Origin of the sequence: Frateuria soli, from assembly GCF_021117385.1 — a bacterium.
Taxonomy (GTDB): Bacteria; Pseudomonadota; Gammaproteobacteria; order Xanthomonadales; family Rhodanobacteraceae; genus Frateuria_A; species Frateuria_A soli.
In genome coordinates, this window is sequence record NZ_CP088252.1 from 1,478,602 (window position 1) to 1,497,297 (window position 18,696).

Sequence of the window (18,696 nt, forward strand, 5' to 3'; positions counted from 1 at the left end):
CGGAAGGGAAACCTTTCGAGTGAATCCTGACCGAGATGCAGGCATCGCGCGGTCGTCCGGTGCGACAACGGGCAATCCAGGTCCGCTGTGCTCCTGCCGCAAATGCAGAGGCACCGACCTTGGCCTGGTTGCCGCCTATTGAGCGCGGTGCCGGTACGTCGGTCGCGGCGGCGTCCCAAGAGCCGGCTGCCCGGCATTCACCGGTGCCGGGTCGGCAGGTGGTTCGGCTGCGGATGGGCCAGCCGCGCGCTGCAGCGATTCCGCCGCTTCATTGAGCGCGGCGGAGGGAGCGGGCCGTGTCAGCTGCAGCCAGACAGCCGCGACGGCGATGCCCCCGAACGTCAGCGGGCCGCCCGGCCAGGAGTGATTGTGGAAGACCTCCATCACGCAACCGGAAAGTGCCAGCAACAGGACAGGCCCCAGTGGCCGCCCGGCGCGCCGGAGTGATATGGCGCCGGCGATCGTCCCGGTCGCCAACGCCAGCCTGCCGACGATCGCGAGCGTCGGGCTGTCGGTTCCCCCCAGTATCGGATGCATCCAGATGGCGTCGACCGGTGTTCGCCAGAGTGCTGGCGTACTCGATGCCTGCGCGATTTGCACGAGACTTCCGACCACGATTCCCGCGGCCGTATCGAACACCACGAAGCTGATGGCGAAGACGAAAACCGCCAGACGACATACCGCCGCGGCCATGTCGCCACGCGTGCGCACCAGCCTCGCAATGGCAAGCGCCGACAAGGCAAAGAGCGGTACCTGGATGTAGTGCACGGTGAGCCAGGTCCGCACGTCCAGTCTCATGAGGTCTTCCGGGTGCGGGTGGAAAACCTCGAGGGTGGCCAGCATCGCTGGAGCTCCTGCGGTCGCCATGACCTCCCGCAGCCAGGCCCGTCTGGACGCGTGACCCGTACCGATCCACCCGCTCGCTTGGCCGCATTTCAGAGGTTCCACGGACTTGCTCCCGGTTCCCTGGGTCCCGATGGGGCACACGGTTCACGGAGTCGAACGCAGAAGCGGTCTAGGTGGCGTTAATGAGCCTGCAGCCGCGTCTGCTTGGAAGGCGTCGCGGGCTCTTTTGGATGTACGTCCCCGAGCAGCTAGCGCAGGTCTTGCGCGACGCCATGCCACGGCTGCGTCGACCGGCACGGTCGAGGAATGATGCAGGTGCACCGGCAGGCAATCCCGTGTGTCCCAATTGCATTCCCTGGCGAGGGCCTTCGTTTCACTCGCGCGGAAGTTTGGACGGCGCATCGCCACTGGCGCGCCCGCGTGGTTGCCGGGTCGGACCAACGCGTTCCGACGCATCTCGGGGCCGACGCGCTAAACGACAAACCGATCCCAGCCGGCGTAGTGCTCCCGGCTGCGTGGTCCGCGCGGAAGGCTCAGCCCGATCAGTGCGACACCCAGGGCCACGCTGACGCCGGTGGCCACGGTCGAATGCCCGTGCAGGACCCATGGCGCGACCAGCAGCCAGCCGCCGAAAAGCACGTTCGCCAGCCGCAACGCACGGGCCACTTCCGCCGTGGCGATGATCGCGACGGTGATCGTCAGCGCGCCAGTCACGTGGTCGCTGTTGGCCATCTCGCCGGACGAGCCGAGCGCCAGCCGGGTGCACATGAGGAATACGCCGATGGCCATGCTCGCCGCGAGTGTCCACGGCAGCCCCATGCCGCGGCGCGCGTCCTGCCAGAACGGCGAGACGCCGGTGAGATGGTCGTCCTGGCTCTCCTCGCCACCTTCCACCGCACCGCCGCGGAAGAACGTGGCCAGCAGGGGCTTGCCGCGGCGCCAGGTCCAGAGCAGGTACTGCCCCATCGCGATGACCTCGTCCAGCGCGAAGGGAATCATCGCCACCATCGCCAGCGCCGCGACCAGTGCCGGCGTGCTCCAGGTGCCGATGACGATTGGCTGGATGATGATGAAGTAGATGCTGACCACGCCCAGCGGGATCACCAGGATGCCGAAGAAGGTCACCATCCAGGGCATGGTGCGCCAGCGCGCGCGGGTGCCCATCACCGCCATGAGTATTTCGAGCATGTAGCTGACCGTGCCCAGGCCGGCGTCCGGGATCGGCCAGGCCTTCGACACGCTGGAAGTGATGATTTCCTCGGTGCCGTTGCGCGGGTCGGCCAGGCTGCCGGCGAAGAACGGCTCCCACACCGACGACACGTGGCCGAGCTGGTAGGCGGCGAGCATGCGCGAGATCAGCAGGCCGACCAGGCCGAGGGCGGCGATCGGCAGGCGCTGCGCCCCGGTCGAGGGACAGTAGCTCCAGCCGGGAGGAATGACCTTGCGGTCCATCATCCCCTCCATGCTCATGCCGGGCATCATCACCACCAGTACCGAGAAGGCGATCGCCAGCGCGCCGACCAGCAGGTCGTTCTGGAACTGCGCGGCACTGGGGCTCCACAGCACCAGCGGCGCGAACAGCAGCCAGGTGCCGACCACCGCCACCGCCCACTGCCCGAACCAGGCGGTGCGGCGGGACAGCGACAGGGCGCCGGCAATGACGATCGCCAGACCGCTGATGACGTCGCTCCAGGCAGCCGCCGCCGCGCGCCATTCGACCGGGGGCAACTGGCGCTCCAGCGTGACCTCGTACAGCCGGCGCGTGATGGTGGAGGGATCCATCGCGCCGGTGACCCAGGGACTGGTCATCAGCCAGAGGCCCAGGCCGATATTGGCCAGGTGCGGCCAGCGCATTGACGACTGCCCATGGTCCATCTGCCCGTGGCCGCCTTCCTCGTGGCCGTGCGCCTTCTCGTGTCTGGGCTGTCGCCATGCCACGCGCGAGGCGTCGAGCTTGTTGGTCTCGTACCAGCCGACCGGGTCGCGACTCAGCGCGTCGGTCATTTGCGGCAGGGTCTCGCGCAGCGTGTGCGTCGGTGCCCAGCCCAGCACCTCGCGCGCCCGGCGGGTGTCGAGCAGGTAGTGGTCGTTGGCCTGCTCGACCATCCAGGGCTGGATGAACTCATCCTCCCCCAGCACGTTCGCCTGCAGCCACACGCCGACCTCGGCCAAGCGCTCGGGTACCCGCACCGTCTTCCAGGACTCGCCGCGCAGCGACCGACCGACGATGTTCTGGATCTCGCCGTAGCCCAGTGCCTCGGGCTCGCCCACCAGCACCGGCCACTCCGCCGGCAGTTCGCCGCGCCGGGCAATCACCCGCGCGAAGGCCTCCGCCAGGTCGTCGACGTGCACGAACGACTGCCCGGCGCACAGCATCCCGGGGTAGACGTGGGACAGCACCCCGCCCTCGTAGATGCGGGCGATCTGTTCGGCGAGGAACGGCGAATGTGCCCGGTCGTCATACACCCCGGCGATGCGCATCAGCACGAGCGGGATGGAGCCGCGGCTTGCCCGCAGGGCCGCTTCCGCCTCGAGCTTGGATTCCGGATAGGCCCAGGTGGCGCCCAGCGGCGAGTCCTCGTCGATCGGTTCGCCGGGACCTTGCCTGGGCTGATGGACCAGCATCGTGCTCGCGAAGACGAACTGCTCCACGCCGAAGTCCGCCAGGGCGTCGATCAGACGCCGGCTGCCCTCGACGTTGACGCGTTCGTACAGCGGGTTCGGGGTGCCGCTGAGGTCGAAGTAGCCGGCCAGGTGGACCACCGACGCCACGTGCGTGCCGAAGCGCTTGCGCACCTCCTCCACCGCTTGCCTGACCGAGGCTTCGTCGGCCAGGTCACAGGCCAGTCGCTCGATCGCATCGCTGCGCGGGAAGCCCGGGCGATCCAGGCCGACCAGCGAGTATTCCCTGGCAAGGCGCCGGACCAGCGCACGCCCGAGAAAGCCCGCGGACCCGGTAATCAACACGACCGGTTTGTCACGGCTGGTCATCGACAACGCTCCCTTGAACCGGGCCCTACCCTCGCGGCCTCGCTGTCGCATGTCGGTGAGAGGATCGTGAAGCGCCGACGAACCCTGGACCCGCGTCCGGCTGCGATCGGAGGTGTACGATGACGCCATGCGTCGCAAGCATCGCCTCCGTCCCCGCACCCGCCGCCAGCTCTCGTGGCTGGTGGCGTTGCTGCTGTTCTGGCAGCAGGTGGCGCTGGCGGCATACGCCTGCTCCATGGCACCCGGGGCTGGCATGCCGCCGATGCACGCGACGTCCCATCACGCTGCCTCTGACGTCGATTGCGGCTCGATGCACGCGCAGCCCAACCAGGCCCCCATGTGTCAGGCCCATTGCCAGGCGGACCATGCAGCCCAGCCGGAAGCCCGCACTCATTCGGTACCTCCGAGCCTGCTGGCCGCCCTCCCGCCGCCGTTGCCGATCCTGCCCATGGCTCGCGCCCCGCGTGGGCGTATATCGGCGCGGTTGGACCGGTTGCGCGCACCGCCGCCACCCGCTCCTCTCCTGTTCTGCTCGCTCCTGATCTAGACCGCGGCTGATCCAGCTGCGTCCCCGTGCCTGCGGGCGCGGGATGTCCTCGATCTTCGGAAGTAGCGCCATGTCTTCCCGTTCTTTTGTCTGGCGCACCGCCGCGCTGGGCCTGGCCATGACCCTCGCCGGGGTGATGGCCGCAGCGGTGCACGCCGCCGAAAAACCATTGACGCTCGATGAGGCGGTCCGCCAGGGCACGACCAGGGCGCCACTGCTGGCCGCGGGCCGCGCCGACATCGACGCGGCCCGCGAAGAGGCCATGCGTGCCGGCCGCCTGCCGGATCCTTCGCTGACCCTCGGCGTTACGAACTATCCCGTCACCGGGCCCGGGGCCTACAGCATCACCTCGGACCCGATGACCATGCGCACGCTCGGCGTGATGCAGGCGATCCCGTCGCGCGCGTCGCGCGAGGCCGAGCGGGGCCTTGCCGACGCCCGCATCGGCGCGGTCGAAGCACAACGCATGCTCACCGCGCAGGACGTCCGCCAGCGCGTGGCGGACGCCTGGATCGCGCTGTGGGCGGCGCAGCGCAAGCGCGACCTGCTGGAAGAACTCCGCGGGGAAAGCGTCCTGGCCGTCGAGCTCATCCAGGCACGCCTGCGCGGCGGCGGCGGCAGTGCCACCGACGCCCTCGCCGCCCGCGCCGAAGCCGCGTCGCTGGACAACCGACTCGTCGGCGTCGAAGCGGAACGGGCCGGGGCACGCGCCAGCCTGCAACGCTGGCTCGAGGCTCCCGCCCCCACGCTCGCAGAAGCGCCCGACTTCGACCGCCTCCCCGTCTCACCGGAGGCGCTGGAGCACGACCTCGACCGCCAGGCGCCCCTGCAGGCCTGGCAGGCGCGCGAGCAACTGGCGCAGGCGGAACTGGACCGCGCACGCGCCGCGAAGCATCCGGACTGGAGCGTGAGCGCCAGCTATGGCCAGCGCGCCCTCGGCCGTTCGGACATGGTGATGCTGCAGGTCGGCGTGAGCCTGCCGCTGTTCACCCGCAACCGGCAGGACCGGGACATCAGCGCGCGGCAGGCGCAGCGCGATGCGGTGGCATTCGCCCACGAGGACGCGCGCCGTGCCCAGCGCGAAGCTGTGGAGCGCGCCGTCGCGGACTGGCGGGGCTGGGGCGCGCAGCTCGCGCGCTATCGCGACACGCTGCTGCCGCTGGATCACGACCGGGTGAGCACCGCGCTGGCCGCCTACCGCGGCGGCGGCGACCTGCAACCCTGGCTGGACGCGCGCCGCGACCAGATCGAGCACCGCCTGGCCTATGCCGATGCGCTGGCCGCCCACGCCAGGGCCTGGGCCGCACTGGCCTACCTGATGCCTTCGAAGGAGCGCGCGCCATGAAGCGCCCGTTGATCCTGCTTGCCCTGGTCGCCCTTGCACTGGCGCTGCTCGCGGCCGGCTATCTGGTCGGCCGCCGTCAGGTGCCTGCCGCACCCGCCGGCACCGACGTGGCGATCAAGCCGCAGCGCAAGGTGCTGTACTGGTACGACCCGATGGTGCCCGGCCAGCACTTCGATCATCCGGGCCTGTCGCCCATGGGCATGCAGACGGTGCCCAGGTACGCCGACGGGGAAAGCGCCGGCAGCGTGCGCATCGATCCGGCCACGGTGCAGAACCTCGGCATACGCACCGCGACCGTCGAGCGGCGGTCGCTGACCGCGACCATCGACGTGCCCGCCACCGTGGGCTGGGACCTTCGCCAGGCCTCCACCGTCAGTGCCCGGGTCGATGCCATCGTGCGGCAGCTGTACGTCAGGGCGCCCTACACCCGTGTCGCCGAGGGCGAGCCGCTGGCTGAACTGCTGGCGCCGCAATGGAGCAGCGCCATCGCCGAATACCGGGCACTGCAGCATGCGCAGTCGGCCGATGGCCGGGCGCTGCGCGCCGCGGCGCGGGCGCGGCTCGATGCGATGGGCCTCTCCGCGGCCGACCTGCGCTCGGCAAGCGGTGGGCCGGGCGCCACCATTACCTTGCATGCGCCGCAAGCTGGCGTCGTCGCCAGCCTGGAGGTGCGCGAGGGGCAGCGCGTCGGCGCCGGCCAGACGTTGATGACCGTCAACGGCCTCTCGACGGTCTGGATCGAGGCGGCACTGCCGCAGGGCCTGGCCGGCACGGTGCGCAACGGCACGCTGGCCAGCGTCACCACCGACGCGGCGCCGGGGCGAACGTTCCATGGCTCGGTGGAGAGCCTGCTGCCGGAGGTGGACGCCGCCACGCGCACCCAGCGCGTGCGCATCGTGGTGGACAACGCCGACGGCGCGCTCAGCCCCGGCATGTTCGCCAGCGTGCGCCTGCAACCGGCGGCAGCGAAGTCCTGGCCGGTCGTGCCGGACGATGCCTTGATCGTCGCGGGCGCGGACAGCAGTCGGGTGATCCTGGCCGAAGGCGAAGGACGGTTCCGCGCGGTCGCCGTGCGCACCGGACGCTCGGCCGGCGGCTACACGGAAATCCTGAAGGGCCTGCGCGGCGGCGAGCGGGTGGTGGTCTCCGGGCAGTTCCTGATCGATTCGGAGGCCAGCCTGTCCGGTGCGCTGGATCGGCTCGGCGGCGCTGATAGGGCGCCTGTCCCGCCCGCTCACCTGCACGACGCACATGGCAAACCGGCCGCCTCCTCCAGCGCCGCCATGCCCGGCGCGCACACCGGCAAGCACCCATGATCGCCGCCCTCATCCGTGCGTCGATCCGCAACCGCCTGGTCGTGCTGCTGGCGGCCCTGGCGCTCGCCCTGGGCGGCGTGGTCGCCGCGCTGCACACGCCGATCGACGCGCTTCCCGATCTTTCCGACACCCAGGTGATCATCCGCACGTCCTGGCCCGGGCAGTCGCCGCAGGTGGTCGAGGACCAGGTCACCTATCCGCTGGCCACCACCATGCTGTCGGTGCCCGGTGCGAAGACGGTGCGCGGCTATTCGTTCTTCGGCGACTCCTACGTCTACGTGCTGTTCGACGACCGCACCGACCTCTACTGGGCTCGCTCGCGCGTGCTCGAGTACCTGAGCCAGGTGCGCGCCAGCCTGCCGCCCCAGGTCAATCCCGCGCTGGGGCCGGATGCGACCGGGCTGGGCTGGATCTACGAATACGCGCTGGTCGATCGCAGCGGCCGGCACGACCTGGGCCAGTTGCGCGCGCTGCAGGACTGGTTCCTGCGCTACCAGCTCAAGACCGTCCCCGACGTGGCGGAAGTGGCCAGCATCGGCGGCATGGAGCGCGCCTGGCAGATCATGCCCGACCCGCAGGCGCTGGCCGCGCGCGGCATCACCGTGCAGCAGCTGGTCGACGCGATCGGCGCGGCCAACGGCGCCAGCGGCGGTTCGGTGATCGAGCAGGGCGAGGCCGAGTTGATGGTGCGCAGCGAAGGCTACCTGCGCACGCGCGAGGCATTCGAGCAGGTGCCTGTCGCCGCCAATGCCCAGGGCGTGCCGGTGCTGCTGCGCGACGTGGCCAGCGTGCGCCGTGGCCCCACCTTCCGCCGCGGCATCGCCGAGCTGGACGGCCAGGGCGAAGTGGCCGGCGGCGTGGTCGTGCTGCGCTCGGGCAAGAACGCCAGGGCAGCCATCCAGGCGGTCAAGGCCAAACTCGCGGAACTGAAGCGCAGTCTGCCACCGGGCGTCGAGGTCGTGCCCACCTACGATCGCGCGCAGCTGATCGACGCGGCGGTCGAGAACGTCTGGGGCAAGCTGATCGAGGAGTTCCTCGTCGTCGCCATGGTCTGCGCCTTGTTCCTGGGCCACCTGCGCTCGGCGCTGGTCGCCGTGGTCAGCCTGCCGCTTGGCGTGCTGGCCGCGTTCATCGTCATGCAGCTGCAGGGCGTGTCCGCCAACCTGATGTCGCTGGGCGGCATCGCCATCGCGATCGGCGCCATGGTCGACGCGGCGGTGGTGATGATCGAGAACGCGCACAAGCATCTGGAGCATTGGCGCGAGGCCAACGGCGGCAGCGAGCCCGAAGGTGCGCAGCGCTGGTCGCTGGTTGCCGCTTCCTCGGCCGAGGTCGGACCGGCACTGTTCGTCAGCCTGATGATCATCGCGCTGTCCTTCGTGCCGGTGTTCGCGCTGCAGGGCCAGGAAGGCAAGCTGTTCTCGCCGCTGGCCTTCACCAAGACCTACGCGATGGCCGCCGCGGCCGGCCTGGCGGTAACGCTGGTGCCGGTGCTGATGGGCTATCTGGTGCGCGGGCATATCCGGGCCGAGCACGAGAACCCGATCAACCGCGGCCTGATCCACGGCTACCGGCCCGTGCTGGATGCGGTGCTGCGGTTTCCCAGGGCCACCCTGCTCGTCGCCGGCGTGTTGCTGCTCAGTGCCCTGCTGCCGCTGAGCCGCCTCGGCAGCGAATTCATGCCCGCGATGGACGAGGGCACGCTGCTGTACATGCCCACTGCCCTGCCCGGTCTGTCCGCCGGCAAGGCGGCCCAGTTGCTGCAGCTGACCGACCGCATGATCAGGACGGTGCCGGAAGTGGCGCAAGTGTTCGGCAAGGCCGGCCGTGCCGAGACCGCCACCGACCCGGCGCCGCTGGAGATGTTCGAGACCACCATCACCTTCAAGCCCAGGAGCCAGTGGCGCCCGGGCATGACGATGGAAAAGCTCCGGCAGGAACTCGACCAGGCGGTCGAGGTGCCCGGGCTGACCAACCTGTTCGTGCCACCGATCCGCAACCGCATCGACATGCTGGCCACCGGCATCAAGAGTCCGATCGGCATCAAGGTGCTCGGCACCGATCCGGTGACCCTGCAGGCAGTGGCCGACCGCATCGAGCGCATCGCCCGCCAGGTGCCGGGCGTGAGCTCCGCGGTCGCCGAGCGTGCCGCCAGCGGGCGCTACGTCGACGTGCGCATCCGACCGCTCGACGCGGCCCGCTACGGCCTGACCCAGGCGGACGTGCAGCAGCTGATCGCCACCGTGGTCGGCGGCACGCCGATCGGGCAGACCGTGGAGGGGCGCGAGCGTTATCCCATCGTGCTGCGTTATCCGCGTACCGGGCGCGACTCGGTCGCGGCACTGCGCCAGTTGCCGATCGTGGCACCGGGCGGCGCCCTGCTGACCCTGGGCCAGGTCGCCGACGTCTCGGTGGCGGCCGGGCCGCCCATGCTCAAGAGCGAGAACGGGCAGCTTGTCACCTACGTCTACGTCGACAACGCCGGCCGCGATCTGGCGGCCGTGGTCGCCGACCTGCAGCGTGCGGTCACGCGACGGGTGCCGCTGCCGCCGGGCGTGACACTCGCCTGGTCGGGCCAGTTCGAATACCTGGCCAGCGCCATGCAGCGGCTGAAGCTGGTCGTGCCGATCGCCCTGGTCATCATCTTCGGGCTGATCTACGCGGTGTTCCGGCGCTGGAGCGAAGCGCTGCTGATCATGGCCAGCGTGCCGCTCTCGCTGGTCGGCGGCCTCTGGCTGGTCTGGCTGCTCGGCCATGCGCTGTCGGTGGCGACCCTGATCGGCTTCATTGCCCTCGCCGGCGTGGCGGCGGAGTTCGGCGTAGTCATGCTGCTCTACCTGCGCCACGCCTGGGACCGCCAGCTCGCGCACGATCCGCAGGCGGGCCCCGCGGCGCTCGACGCCGCCATCCGCGAAGGCGCGGTGCAGCGCGTGCGCCCCAAGGCGATGACCGTCGCGGTGATCCTCGCGGGCCTGTTCCCGATCCTGCTCGGGCACGGTGCAGGCTCGGAGGTCATGCAACGTATCGCGGCGCCCATGGTCGGCGGCATGCTCACCGCGCCGCTGCTGTCGATGGTGGTGTTGCCGGCCGCGTTCCACCTGTTGCTGCGACGCCGGCTTCGCCGCGATCGAGCCGGCCAGTCCCATGCCGGCTCCCGCGACGGCTAGGCTGCCGTGCAGCCTCAGTGGGTGGTGAGCACCGCCGCAAAGCCGCCGTTGGGCGTGCGCATGTTGGTGGTCTGGCCAGCCGTGCGGCAAACAGGATCGCGCCGTGCGCGACGCGTTCGGTTCCGCATGCGGCAGCGTCACGACGCAAGGGCTACCCGAAGAGGTTTCGGCCCATCCGTTTGATGCCTGCCGGGCCAAGCCCGATCGGACGGTGCGTCACGGCGTCCGCCACCCATCGCCGGCGCGCGCGGCCGGTCGCTGGCGTCACCTGGCCCAGCGGACGGGCCGGGAGGAAGGCGGTCCGTCGGTTTGCGCCGCAGGCGCCAGCAGACCGTCGATCAGTGCAATGGAGCGCTCGCGCACCAGCATGTCCAGCACCTCCAGGTCATTGAGGGCCTGGACCGGGTGATGCAACCGCAATGTGCGCAGGCATGCCTTCAGCCAGTCACTGGTGCCTGGGTGTGACAACACCCATTCGATCCGCTGCTCGGCCTGTTCCAGTCGATCGACCGCAGTCATCCGCCATCTCCTTTCACCGCGCGGGTGCCGTGCATGGTGGCGAGTACTGCCGGTGCGGGTTCAGCCATCCGCGTCCGCTCCCTTCGTCGACCGCCGACGGCCGCCCGCCGGATCGCAGCCGCCGGCGCAATGACCGGAAAGGACGGGCATGATCCGGCGACGGCTATGCCGGGCGCGGGATGCCGTGCGAGCGTTACGTTCATGCCAGCCGGTCGCCCAGGCCAGCGGCCCGCCACAGGCGATCGCGCAGGGCGTGGCCGAGCCCGCGGTCGGGCGGAGGCACGGCGATGAGCACGTCCAGGCGAAGGCGATCGGCCTCGCGCAGGCGCCGGTACAGCTGTCGCGCCTGCTCTTCGGGTGACGTGCCCAGCGGTAGCCAGGGCACCTCCACCGGCCATGCCGGCGCGCGTTGCCTGGACAGCACGCCGACCCGCTCGCGTCGCGCCAGGCAGTGCCCGATTTCCTCCGCAACCTGTCCAGCCGGGACGAGTACCACCCGCGCCTGCGGGGCGTAATGCAGATTCATCCGGCCCGGAGCACGCACCGAAGGGCCGGGTGCGAGGACGGCCGCCTGCCCGGTTACCCGCTGCAGGTCTTCCGCGCCGATCGCGCCCGGCCGGAGGATGCGCACCTCGTCGGTGGTCACGTCGACGATGGTCGATTCGATGCCGACGCGGCACGCCCCGCCATCGAGCACCAGCGCGACCGCGTCGCCCAGCTCTTCCCGCACATCGCCTGCGGTGGTCGGGCTGATCTTCTTGTGCCGGTTGGCCGAGGGTGCGGCAATGCCGCCGCCGAAGGCCTCGAGCACGTCCTGCGCCAGCGGATGGGCGGGGATCCTCAGCGCGACCGTGTCCAGGCCGCCGGTGACCGCAGCCAGCACGCCGGGCGCGCGCGGCAGGACCAGCGTGAGCGGACCGGGCCAGAACGCTTCGGCCAGCTTCCACGCAGCCGTGGGAATGTGCGAGGCCCACTGCGGCAGCTGGGCCGCACGGTGCAGGTGCACGATCAAGGGATGGTCGGCAGGACGCCCCTTGGCGGCGAAGACCCGCGCGACGGCCGTGGGGTTGCTGGCGTCGGCGCCCAGTCCGTATACGGTCTCGGTGGGCAGGCCGACCAGCAGCCCCCTGCGCAACGCCTCCACCGCGGCGTCCACGTCGGTGGAGGGCGCGCCCGCCGCGCCTTCGACGGCAGGGAACGAAGCGGCACTCACGTGCCCGTCTCCCATTGCAGCCGACCGCAGTAGCGCTGCAGCGGCCCGGGCCCGTCACCCATGGCGAACAGGTGGACCCAGCCGTGGTCGACCAGTTGGCGCACCGGCTCATGCCTGGCGATGATGGCGTTGATCGCCTCCAGCGGGGCGGCGATCACGATCGACATGCGCAGCGGCTCGTGCAGCAGCCGCTCGCCGTCATGCAGCGACTGCCACGGCAGGCCGCTGCGCAGGTCGCCACCGTTGCCTTCGAGCACGCCGAGCCGGCCGACCACGTTGTGCAGCACCTTGTTGCCGCAGCCGAACATGCGGTTGTCGACCACCGAACCGTAGTACTGCAGGTTGATCCAGGCGCCGACCACCATCGGTGCGGTCATGATCGACTCCAGTACCGCGAAGCCCTCGTCCTGGCGCCAGTCGTAGGAGTTGAGGAAGGCGCGTCCGCCCAGGTCCAGCGAGCGCGTGCGGCTGCGCGGGGCGATCACGTAGGCAGCGCAACCGGCCAGGCCCAGTTCGGGGCGCACCTGGCTCCAGTCCGCGCCACGTGCCGCCAGCCGGGCCGCGACGTCGCGGGTCTGCGGCAGGCCCAGCGCCGCGGCGCGCTCCAGCCGGGTCCGCTCGCCCGCCGCGGCCAGCCAGCCCTGCAGGCGCGCCAGCTCGCCGGCGTGGCTGGCGGGCATCTCGTCCTGGTCGAACACGGTCACCTGGTCGGTAGTGGTGTCGTGCAACGCACCGACGAACCAGGTGTCCGGCGGGATGGCGATACCCCGGTGGATCAGTTCCCGCCGCACCCGCGGATCGTTGAGCACCGCGGCGGCGACCCGCGCGTTGGCCTCGCCCGGGTGTCCGCCGCAGGCGCCGCAATCGAGGCCGCTGGCGTGCGGGTTGTTGACCGAACTGGCGCCGTGGCCGACGAACATGACCAGCCGGGCGAAGCCCCCGCGCAGCGACATCGCGCGCAACGCGCCTTCGGCCAGCCGGACCCGGGCAGCGAGATCCAGGCCGCTGGCCTGGCCGTCGATCGACTGCGGCGCGATGTCCGGCGCCAGCCGGGGAACCACGCCGGCGTCCAGGCCACGGATGGCCGGATGCGTTTCCGGCCGGCCGAGGCCGAGCGCATGGGCGGCCAGCTTGGCCGCGTACAGCCACCCCATCGATTCGACGAAGCTGAAGGACGACACGGCGGCGAGCTTGAACCAGCGCCAGGCGGCGCCGACCCGCAGCCGCAGGCGGCGCAGTGACGCGATCGCCAGGCGCTCCTCGGGTGGCGCCTGCTTCACGCCCTGGTGCACCGTGAGCGCGGGCGCCATCAGCACGGGGCAGCGGGCACCACCGCGTGTACGACCCAGCGGCACGTACTCGATCGGCATGCCGAAGAAACCGGCGAAGCCGAGCGTCTCCACCTCGTCCGCGACGCTCTCCAGCGCACGCCGGAACACCTCCGAGCGCACGTCGATGCAGAAGGCGGCCTGCACCACGCTGCGCCCTGCCGGGCGCGGCGACCCCGGCTGGGCGAGGCGGGCGATGAAAGGTCGCTGCCAGCCGATCTCGTAGGCTTCCTGGAGCAGCGCGTCGAGCGCCATGCCGGCCTCGTCGGCCGGCGCGAGGTGGAACCGCTCGCGTGCCCGGGTCCAGGCGGCGGCCACCGCCCTGTCCCCGGCGAAAACCTCCAGGATGGCCACCTCCCAGGCCAGCCGCACGGCCAGCAGTTCGAGCAACGTGTTGTCGCCGCGATCGCGCAGGGCGCTTTGCCAACCCAGGTAGCGTGCATAGCCGGCCCACCCGCCCACGCTCATCAGGAGGCGGTGGAAGTAAGTGGCAAGACCCGGCTTGCCGATCCCCAGGCGGGCGATGCCGGAACGGATCATCGCCTCGGCGGTCGCCGGCAGGGCGCGGACGATCCGGTGGAAGCGGGCCAGCCCCATGATCTGCGGGGTGCGATCGACCCCGGCTTCCTGCAACCACGACGCGTACGGGCCCAGGTGACGCGACGGCGACGGCCACAGCGCCTGCCCTTCGTCGAAGTAGCCGGCGGCCCACGACGACACGCGCTCGCAGGCGAAGCCCGCCCAGTCACGTCCCGTGGCCTCGCTGACCGCGTCGACCGCGCTCGCCCACGCCACGGGCGCAGGCGAAGGCGCGTCGCGCAATGCGCGATCGAGCGCTTCGAGGTCGCGCGGCGCGTCGCTGCCGCGGGGCATGCGACGCAGCGCAAGCGCCAGGTCCTGCTCGCTGATCCGGCCCGCGGCGATCGCCTCGCGGTAGAACGCACGCGGCATGGTCATGCGCGCGCCGGCCACCCTGGCCATCAGCCCGGCCGCATCGGTGAAGGTGCGGTCGGTCAGTCCCAGGAAGGGGTTCACGGCCACGAACTGCGTCAAAGGCCACAGCGGCGCGATGCGCTGGCAGGCCTGCGCGGCGGCATCCAGCACGGCACAGGGTTCGCTCTCGGGCGCGGGCGCGTCCGTGTCGTGCAGTTCCAATGCAATGGCATTCATCGGACGGTCCTCAGGCGACAGATGTGGGGTGGGCCGGCTCGCTCCGGCGCAGCGCGCCGACCAGCCGGTTGGCCCAGGCGTTGACGTACAGGCCGTTGGCCAGATGCACGCGCGCGATGCGCCACGTCGGCCGGTGCATCCAGCGGGGCGCCAGGGACTGCAGCAGGCTCACCGCCGCGAACGAGGCGATCGCCAGCCCCATGACCCACCGGCCGGCCGTGTCCGGCACCGGGATCGGCGGCAGGGTTGCCGCCGTCAGGCGGATCGCGGCGGTTTCCAGCGCGAAATAGGCGACCGTGATGACGGTCGCCAGCAGCAGCGTGCGGATCACCAGCCGGGCATCCGGCGCGCCCTGCCATGACGGCGCCAGCAGCAGGCTCGTCCCCATCACCAGGATCGCACCCAGCGTCAGCACGGCCGCCTGGGGACGTGCGAACGCCCCGGACAGCCAGCCGGCCGCGACGTAGATCGCGAGGGCCAGCACGAGGCTGATGGCCGCCGAGCGCAGGCGCGGCCGGTTCCGCACCGGCAGGGTGCTGGTCTCGATCACGCTGCCGGAGGAAAGGAACGCGTGCGCCTTGTACAGCGAGTGCGCCAGCAGGTGCAGCAGCGCGATGGCGAAGGCACCCAGCCCGCACTGCAGCGTCATGAAACCCATCTGCGCCACGGTCGACCACGCCAGCGCCCCTTTCACGGTGGTCTGGGTCAGCATCACCACGCCGCCCAACAGCGCGGTAAAGCCGCCCACCAGCGCGATGAGATGCAGCGAGGTCATCGAAAGCAGCATCACGTCGGCGAAGCGGATCAGCAGGAAGCCGCCCGCGTTGATGATGCCGGCGTGCAACAGCGCCGACACCGGGGTGGGCGTGTCCATCACCTCGGGCAGCCAGCCGTGGGCGGGAAACTGGGCCGACTTCATCAGTGCCGCGATGCCGAGCAGCGCCGCGGCCCAGGTCGCGGTCGCGGCGTGCGCGGGCAGGTCGTGCGCGCGGGCCAGGATGGTCGCGATGTCGGTGCTTCCGAACGCATGCACCATCGCCACCGCGGCGCCGACCAGGCACAGGTCGCCCAGGCGCGCGGCGATGAACTTCTTGCGCGCCGCTATGCGCGCCGCGCGCCGCTCGCGGTAGAACACCAGCATGCCGTGCAGGGAGAGGCTGGTGGCCGCCCACGCCGCGACGAGCTGGGCCAGGTTGCCCGCCAGCACCAGCAACATCACCGCCGCCAGGGTCCGGCACAGGCCGCCCAGGAACTCGCCCTGGCGCGTATCGCCGTCCATGTAGTTGCGGCTGTACTGCACGACGATGACGCCGACGAAGGCGACCAGCAGGAACATGCTGCAGCTGATCGCATCCAGGCGCACCGACAGGCCGACACCGGCGGCCCCCAGCAGCGGACTGGTGACCGGGCCGAGGCCCGCCGTCAGCACGGCCGCGGCCAGGGCCAGCACCAGCGCCAGCACGGTCGCCCGGCGGCTGGGGCCCAGCGCCGGGGCGGCCAGGCGGCCGGATCGAAGGGAGGCAACCAGAAGGCTGGCAGGGGCGAGCAGTGCCAGGGTCGCGAGGACGGGGGGCATCGAATTCTCCACGGCTGAAAACCGCGGGGAGGCTACGCCACACCGATCATTCTATAAAATACAATTAAAGAAATTTAATCATCTACAGAATGGAACGTTCATGGCTGCATTGAACTATAACCATCTGCGCTACTTCTGGGAGGTCGCCCGCGAAGGCAACCTCACCCGCACCGCCGGGAAGCTGCTGATCTCGCAGTCCGCGCTGTCGATCCAGATCCGCAAGCTGGAGAACCAGCTGGGGCACGACCTGTTCGAGCGCAGCGGTCGGCAACTGTTGCTGACCGAGGCCGGGCGCATCGCGTTCGATCACGCAGAGGCCATTTTTTCCGGGGGCGAGGAACTGCTGGCCACGCTGAGGCACCGGTCGGACGGGCATCGATCGATCCTGCGCGTGGGCGCGCTGGCGACGCTCTCGCGCAACTTCCAGATCGGCTTCCTGCGCCCGTTGCTGGGCCGCCCGGATGTCGAGGTCGTCGTGCGCTCCGGGACCACCGCGTTCCTGCTCCAGGGACTGGAGGCGCACCGGCTGGACGTGGTGCTGGTCAACGTCCCGCCTCCGCGCGACGCCGCCACCTCGTGGGTGGCGCACGAGATCGCCGGGCAGCCGGTCAGCCTGATCGGCACCCCGGAGCGCATCGGCAAAGGCGACACGCTCGATCGCCTGCTTGCGAGCCATCCGCTGGTGCTGCCGACCATGGAGAGCAGCGTGCGGATCGGCTTCGAGGCGCTGGTCGATCGCCTGGGCGTGCATGTCCGTGTCGCGGCGGAAGTCGACGACATGGCGATGATGCGACTGCTTGCGCGCGAGGACATCGGCCTGGCCGTGGTACCGCCGATCGTGGTCAAGGACGAGCTGGCCAGCGGCCGGCTGGTCGAGGCCCACCAGCTGCCGCAGCTGAGCGAAACGTTCTTCGCCGTGACCATGAAGCGACGCTTCCCCAACCCGCTGCTGCACGACCTGCTCCAGCCGCGTGCCGCGCTGGACCTGGCCGAGTAGGCAAGGCCCGTGAGGCCCTGCTGCCCCGGCCGGGCCGATGCGCCACCAGCTCCCCCACCCTGCCCTTCATGAGCCGAAGATGGCTTCGATCCTGTCGGGCGGCAGCATGCCCACGGCCATCCGGATCTTTCCCTTGTCGTCCTTGTAGACGGTGGCCGGCGTGCCGCTGATGCCCAGGCTGTCCATCAGCGCGTTGTTGGACTCGATGCGCCGGGCGGTCGCCGCGGGCACGTCCTTCAGCGGCTGCACCGGGCTGTGGCCGAAGGCACGCTCGTGCTTCGCCAGGGCGGCGCGCGGATCGGCGGCATCCAGCAGCGCGGCGGCCCGGCCCGCGCTCTGCGGCGCGATCACGGCGACCATGACGTGGCGTACCTGCACGTCGCCGGAGGCGAGGTAAGGCTGGCTTGCCTCCCACAGCTTGTGGCAGTAGGGGCATTCGGTGTCGGTGAAGACATAGACGATGCGCCGGGGCCGGGCCGCGCCCTCGGCGATCCACGCGGCCTTGTCCAGCCGGGTCCAGGTCGCCTCGTCCAGCGCCGGCTGGGTCGCCGCCTCCAGCGGCCCGCTGGTGAGGTCCTTGCCGGTGGCGTCGAACAGGGTGCCGACCACGGCGTGCTGCCCGTCAGGCAGCAGGTAGACCGGTACCGGGCGGCCGCCATAGTCGCCCAGGTAACCGGTGTACCCGGCCGGTGCCTGCAGCGGCGCCTTGATGACCAGGCCCTGTTTGACCAGCGCCTGGACCGGCGCCGGATAACGCGGTGCGTCCTGCGCCTGGACGTGGGCGCCCAGGCCGAACGCGACGAGGAACGAAAGCCAGTACTTCATCGGAGGACTCCGGGAGATCCAGGCGTCGCGGGTGCGCGCCCATCAGCGATATGCCGCAGCTCGGCGGCGAGGGTGGCGGACGACAGTTCGCCGGTGCGTGTGCTGCGCAGGGTGCCCTGCGCGTCGAAGAACAGCGTGGTCGGATAGCCGCGCACACCGAAGTGCTGCGACAGTTGCGACGATGGATCGGCCAGCACGCCATCCAGGGCCAGCCCGCTCTGCGCCAGGAACGCGCGGATCTCGGCCGGCGACTCGCCCTGGTTGGCGAACACGAAGCGGAAGGAGGCGTACTGCTTCTGCGCCTGCGCCTGCGCCAGCATCGGCATCTCGCGCCGGCACGGGCCACACCAGCTGGCCCACAGGTTGATCACCAGCGGGCGATCGGCCAGCGCCTGCAGTGGGCGGGGACGATCCTCCAGATCGTGCAGGACCAGCGCCGGCAACGGCGCATGCGTCGCCACCGAAAGGCGCCAGGCGACCAGGCTGCCGAAGCCCCACACCAGCAGGCCGCCCAGTACGGCCCAGGCGAGCGGCGTGCGCAGCGCGCGCCGGCGCCAGCCGACCACTGCTGCGCCGACGAGTACCGCCAGTGCGCCCGCCCAGGGCGACAGCCCGCCATCACGCAGGTCGAGCACACCCAATGGATGCTCCCGGTACTCGGACCACCAGCGCAGCACGAAGGCGATGCGCGCGGCGAGCACGCCCGCGAGCAGCAGCCGCCACACCACCGGCTCGACCGACGGCCGGCCGCGCCGCTGGAGCCGGCTGTCGACGAGCAGTGCCGTCACCACGCCGGCCAGTACCAGCAGCCCTGCCAGGGGCAATGCCAGCGGCCCCAGAGGAATCGATTGCATGG

At 70.8% G+C, this 18,696-nt stretch carries 12 protein-coding genes; 4 read left to right on the forward strand and 8 right to left on the reverse strand.

Going from position 1 to position 18,696, the window contains the following annotated elements; all coding sequences use genetic code 11:
* Positions 1-135 precede the first annotated feature (135 nt).
* Together LQ771_RS06840 and LQ771_RS06845 are read right to left on the reverse strand one after the other, a co-directional pair.
* On the reverse strand, positions 136-843 hold the full coding sequence (locus tag LQ771_RS06840) for a hypothetical protein (protein ID WP_231351595.1): 708 nt from the start codon (positions 841-843) through the stop codon (positions 136-138).
* Positions 844-1,317: 474 nt separating this feature from the next.
* Positions 1,318-3,837: an NAD-dependent epimerase/dehydratase family protein gene (locus tag LQ771_RS06845; RefSeq protein ID WP_231351596.1), complete on the reverse strand. Its 2,520-nt coding sequence runs from the start codon at positions 3,835-3,837 to the stop codon at positions 1,318-1,320.
* A gap of 617 nt (positions 3,838-4,454) precedes the next feature.
* Here LQ771_RS06845 and LQ771_RS06850 point away from each other — a divergent pair.
* The 3 genes from LQ771_RS06850 to LQ771_RS06860 are packed head-to-tail and all read left to right on the forward strand — an operon-like array spanning position 4,455 to position 10,212.
* On the forward strand, positions 4,455-5,729 hold the full coding sequence (locus LQ771_RS06850; RefSeq protein WP_231351597.1) for a TolC family protein: 1,275 nt from the start codon (positions 4,455-4,457) through the stop codon (positions 5,727-5,729).
* A complete protein-coding gene (locus tag LQ771_RS06855) occupies positions 5,726-7,045 on the forward strand; it encodes an efflux RND transporter periplasmic adaptor subunit (protein WP_231351598.1) in 1,320 nt (439 codons plus the stop codon). The genes LQ771_RS06850 and LQ771_RS06855 overlap by 4 nt, the downstream gene beginning before the upstream one ends.
* Positions 7,042-10,212: an efflux RND transporter permease subunit gene (locus LQ771_RS06860; RefSeq protein ID WP_231351599.1), complete on the forward strand. Its 3,171-nt coding sequence runs from the start codon at positions 7,042-7,044 to the stop codon at positions 10,210-10,212. Before LQ771_RS06855 ends, LQ771_RS06860 begins: the two co-directional genes overlap by 4 nt.
* A gap of 264 nt (positions 10,213-10,476) precedes the next feature.
* On the opposite strand, the gene LQ771_RS06865 is transcribed toward LQ771_RS06860, so the two are convergent.
* The 4 genes from LQ771_RS06865 to LQ771_RS06880 form a co-directional block, all read right to left on the reverse strand.
* A complete protein-coding gene (locus LQ771_RS06865) occupies positions 10,477-10,731 on the reverse strand; it encodes a hypothetical protein (protein WP_231351600.1) in 255 nt (84 codons plus the stop codon).
* Positions 10,732-10,930: 199 nt separating this feature from the next.
* Positions 10,931-11,944: an L-threonylcarbamoyladenylate synthase gene (locus tag LQ771_RS06870; protein WP_231351601.1), complete on the reverse strand. Its 1,014-nt coding sequence runs from the start codon at positions 11,942-11,944 to the stop codon at positions 10,931-10,933.
* Complete coding sequence (locus LQ771_RS06875) at positions 11,941-14,442, reverse strand: YbcC family protein (protein ID WP_231351602.1); 2,502 nt, start codon at positions 14,440-14,442, stop codon at positions 11,941-11,943. Before LQ771_RS06875 ends, LQ771_RS06870 begins: the two co-directional genes overlap by 4 nt.
* Before the next feature lie 10 nt (positions 14,443-14,452).
* Positions 14,453-16,018, reverse strand: coding sequence for a proton-conducting transporter transmembrane domain-containing protein (locus LQ771_RS06880; RefSeq protein ID WP_231351603.1), 1,566 nt, complete (start codon positions 16,016-16,018; stop codon positions 14,453-14,455).
* Positions 16,019-16,118: 100 nt separating this feature from the next.
* On the opposite strand from LQ771_RS06880, the gene LQ771_RS06885 reads away from it, so the two are divergent.
* The gene (locus tag LQ771_RS06885; RefSeq protein WP_231351604.1) at positions 16,119-17,015 is read left to right on the forward strand and encodes a LysR family transcriptional regulator; all 897 of its coding nucleotides are present in this window, start codon (positions 16,119-16,121) and stop codon (positions 17,013-17,015) included.
* A gap of 66 nt (positions 17,016-17,081) precedes the next feature.
* Here LQ771_RS06885 and dsbG read toward each other — a convergent pair whose 3' ends face one another.
* Positions 17,082-17,840 (reverse strand): thiol:disulfide interchange protein DsbG, encoded by a 759-nt coding sequence (gene dsbG, locus LQ771_RS06890; protein WP_231351605.1) that lies wholly within the window; start codon positions 17,838-17,840, stop codon positions 17,082-17,084.
* Entirely contained in the window at positions 17,837-18,694 is an 858-nt protein-coding gene (locus tag LQ771_RS06895) for a TlpA disulfide reductase family protein (RefSeq protein WP_231351606.1), read from the reverse strand. Before LQ771_RS06895 ends, dsbG begins: the two co-directional genes overlap by 4 nt.
* Positions 18,695-18,696 lie beyond the last annotated feature (2 nt).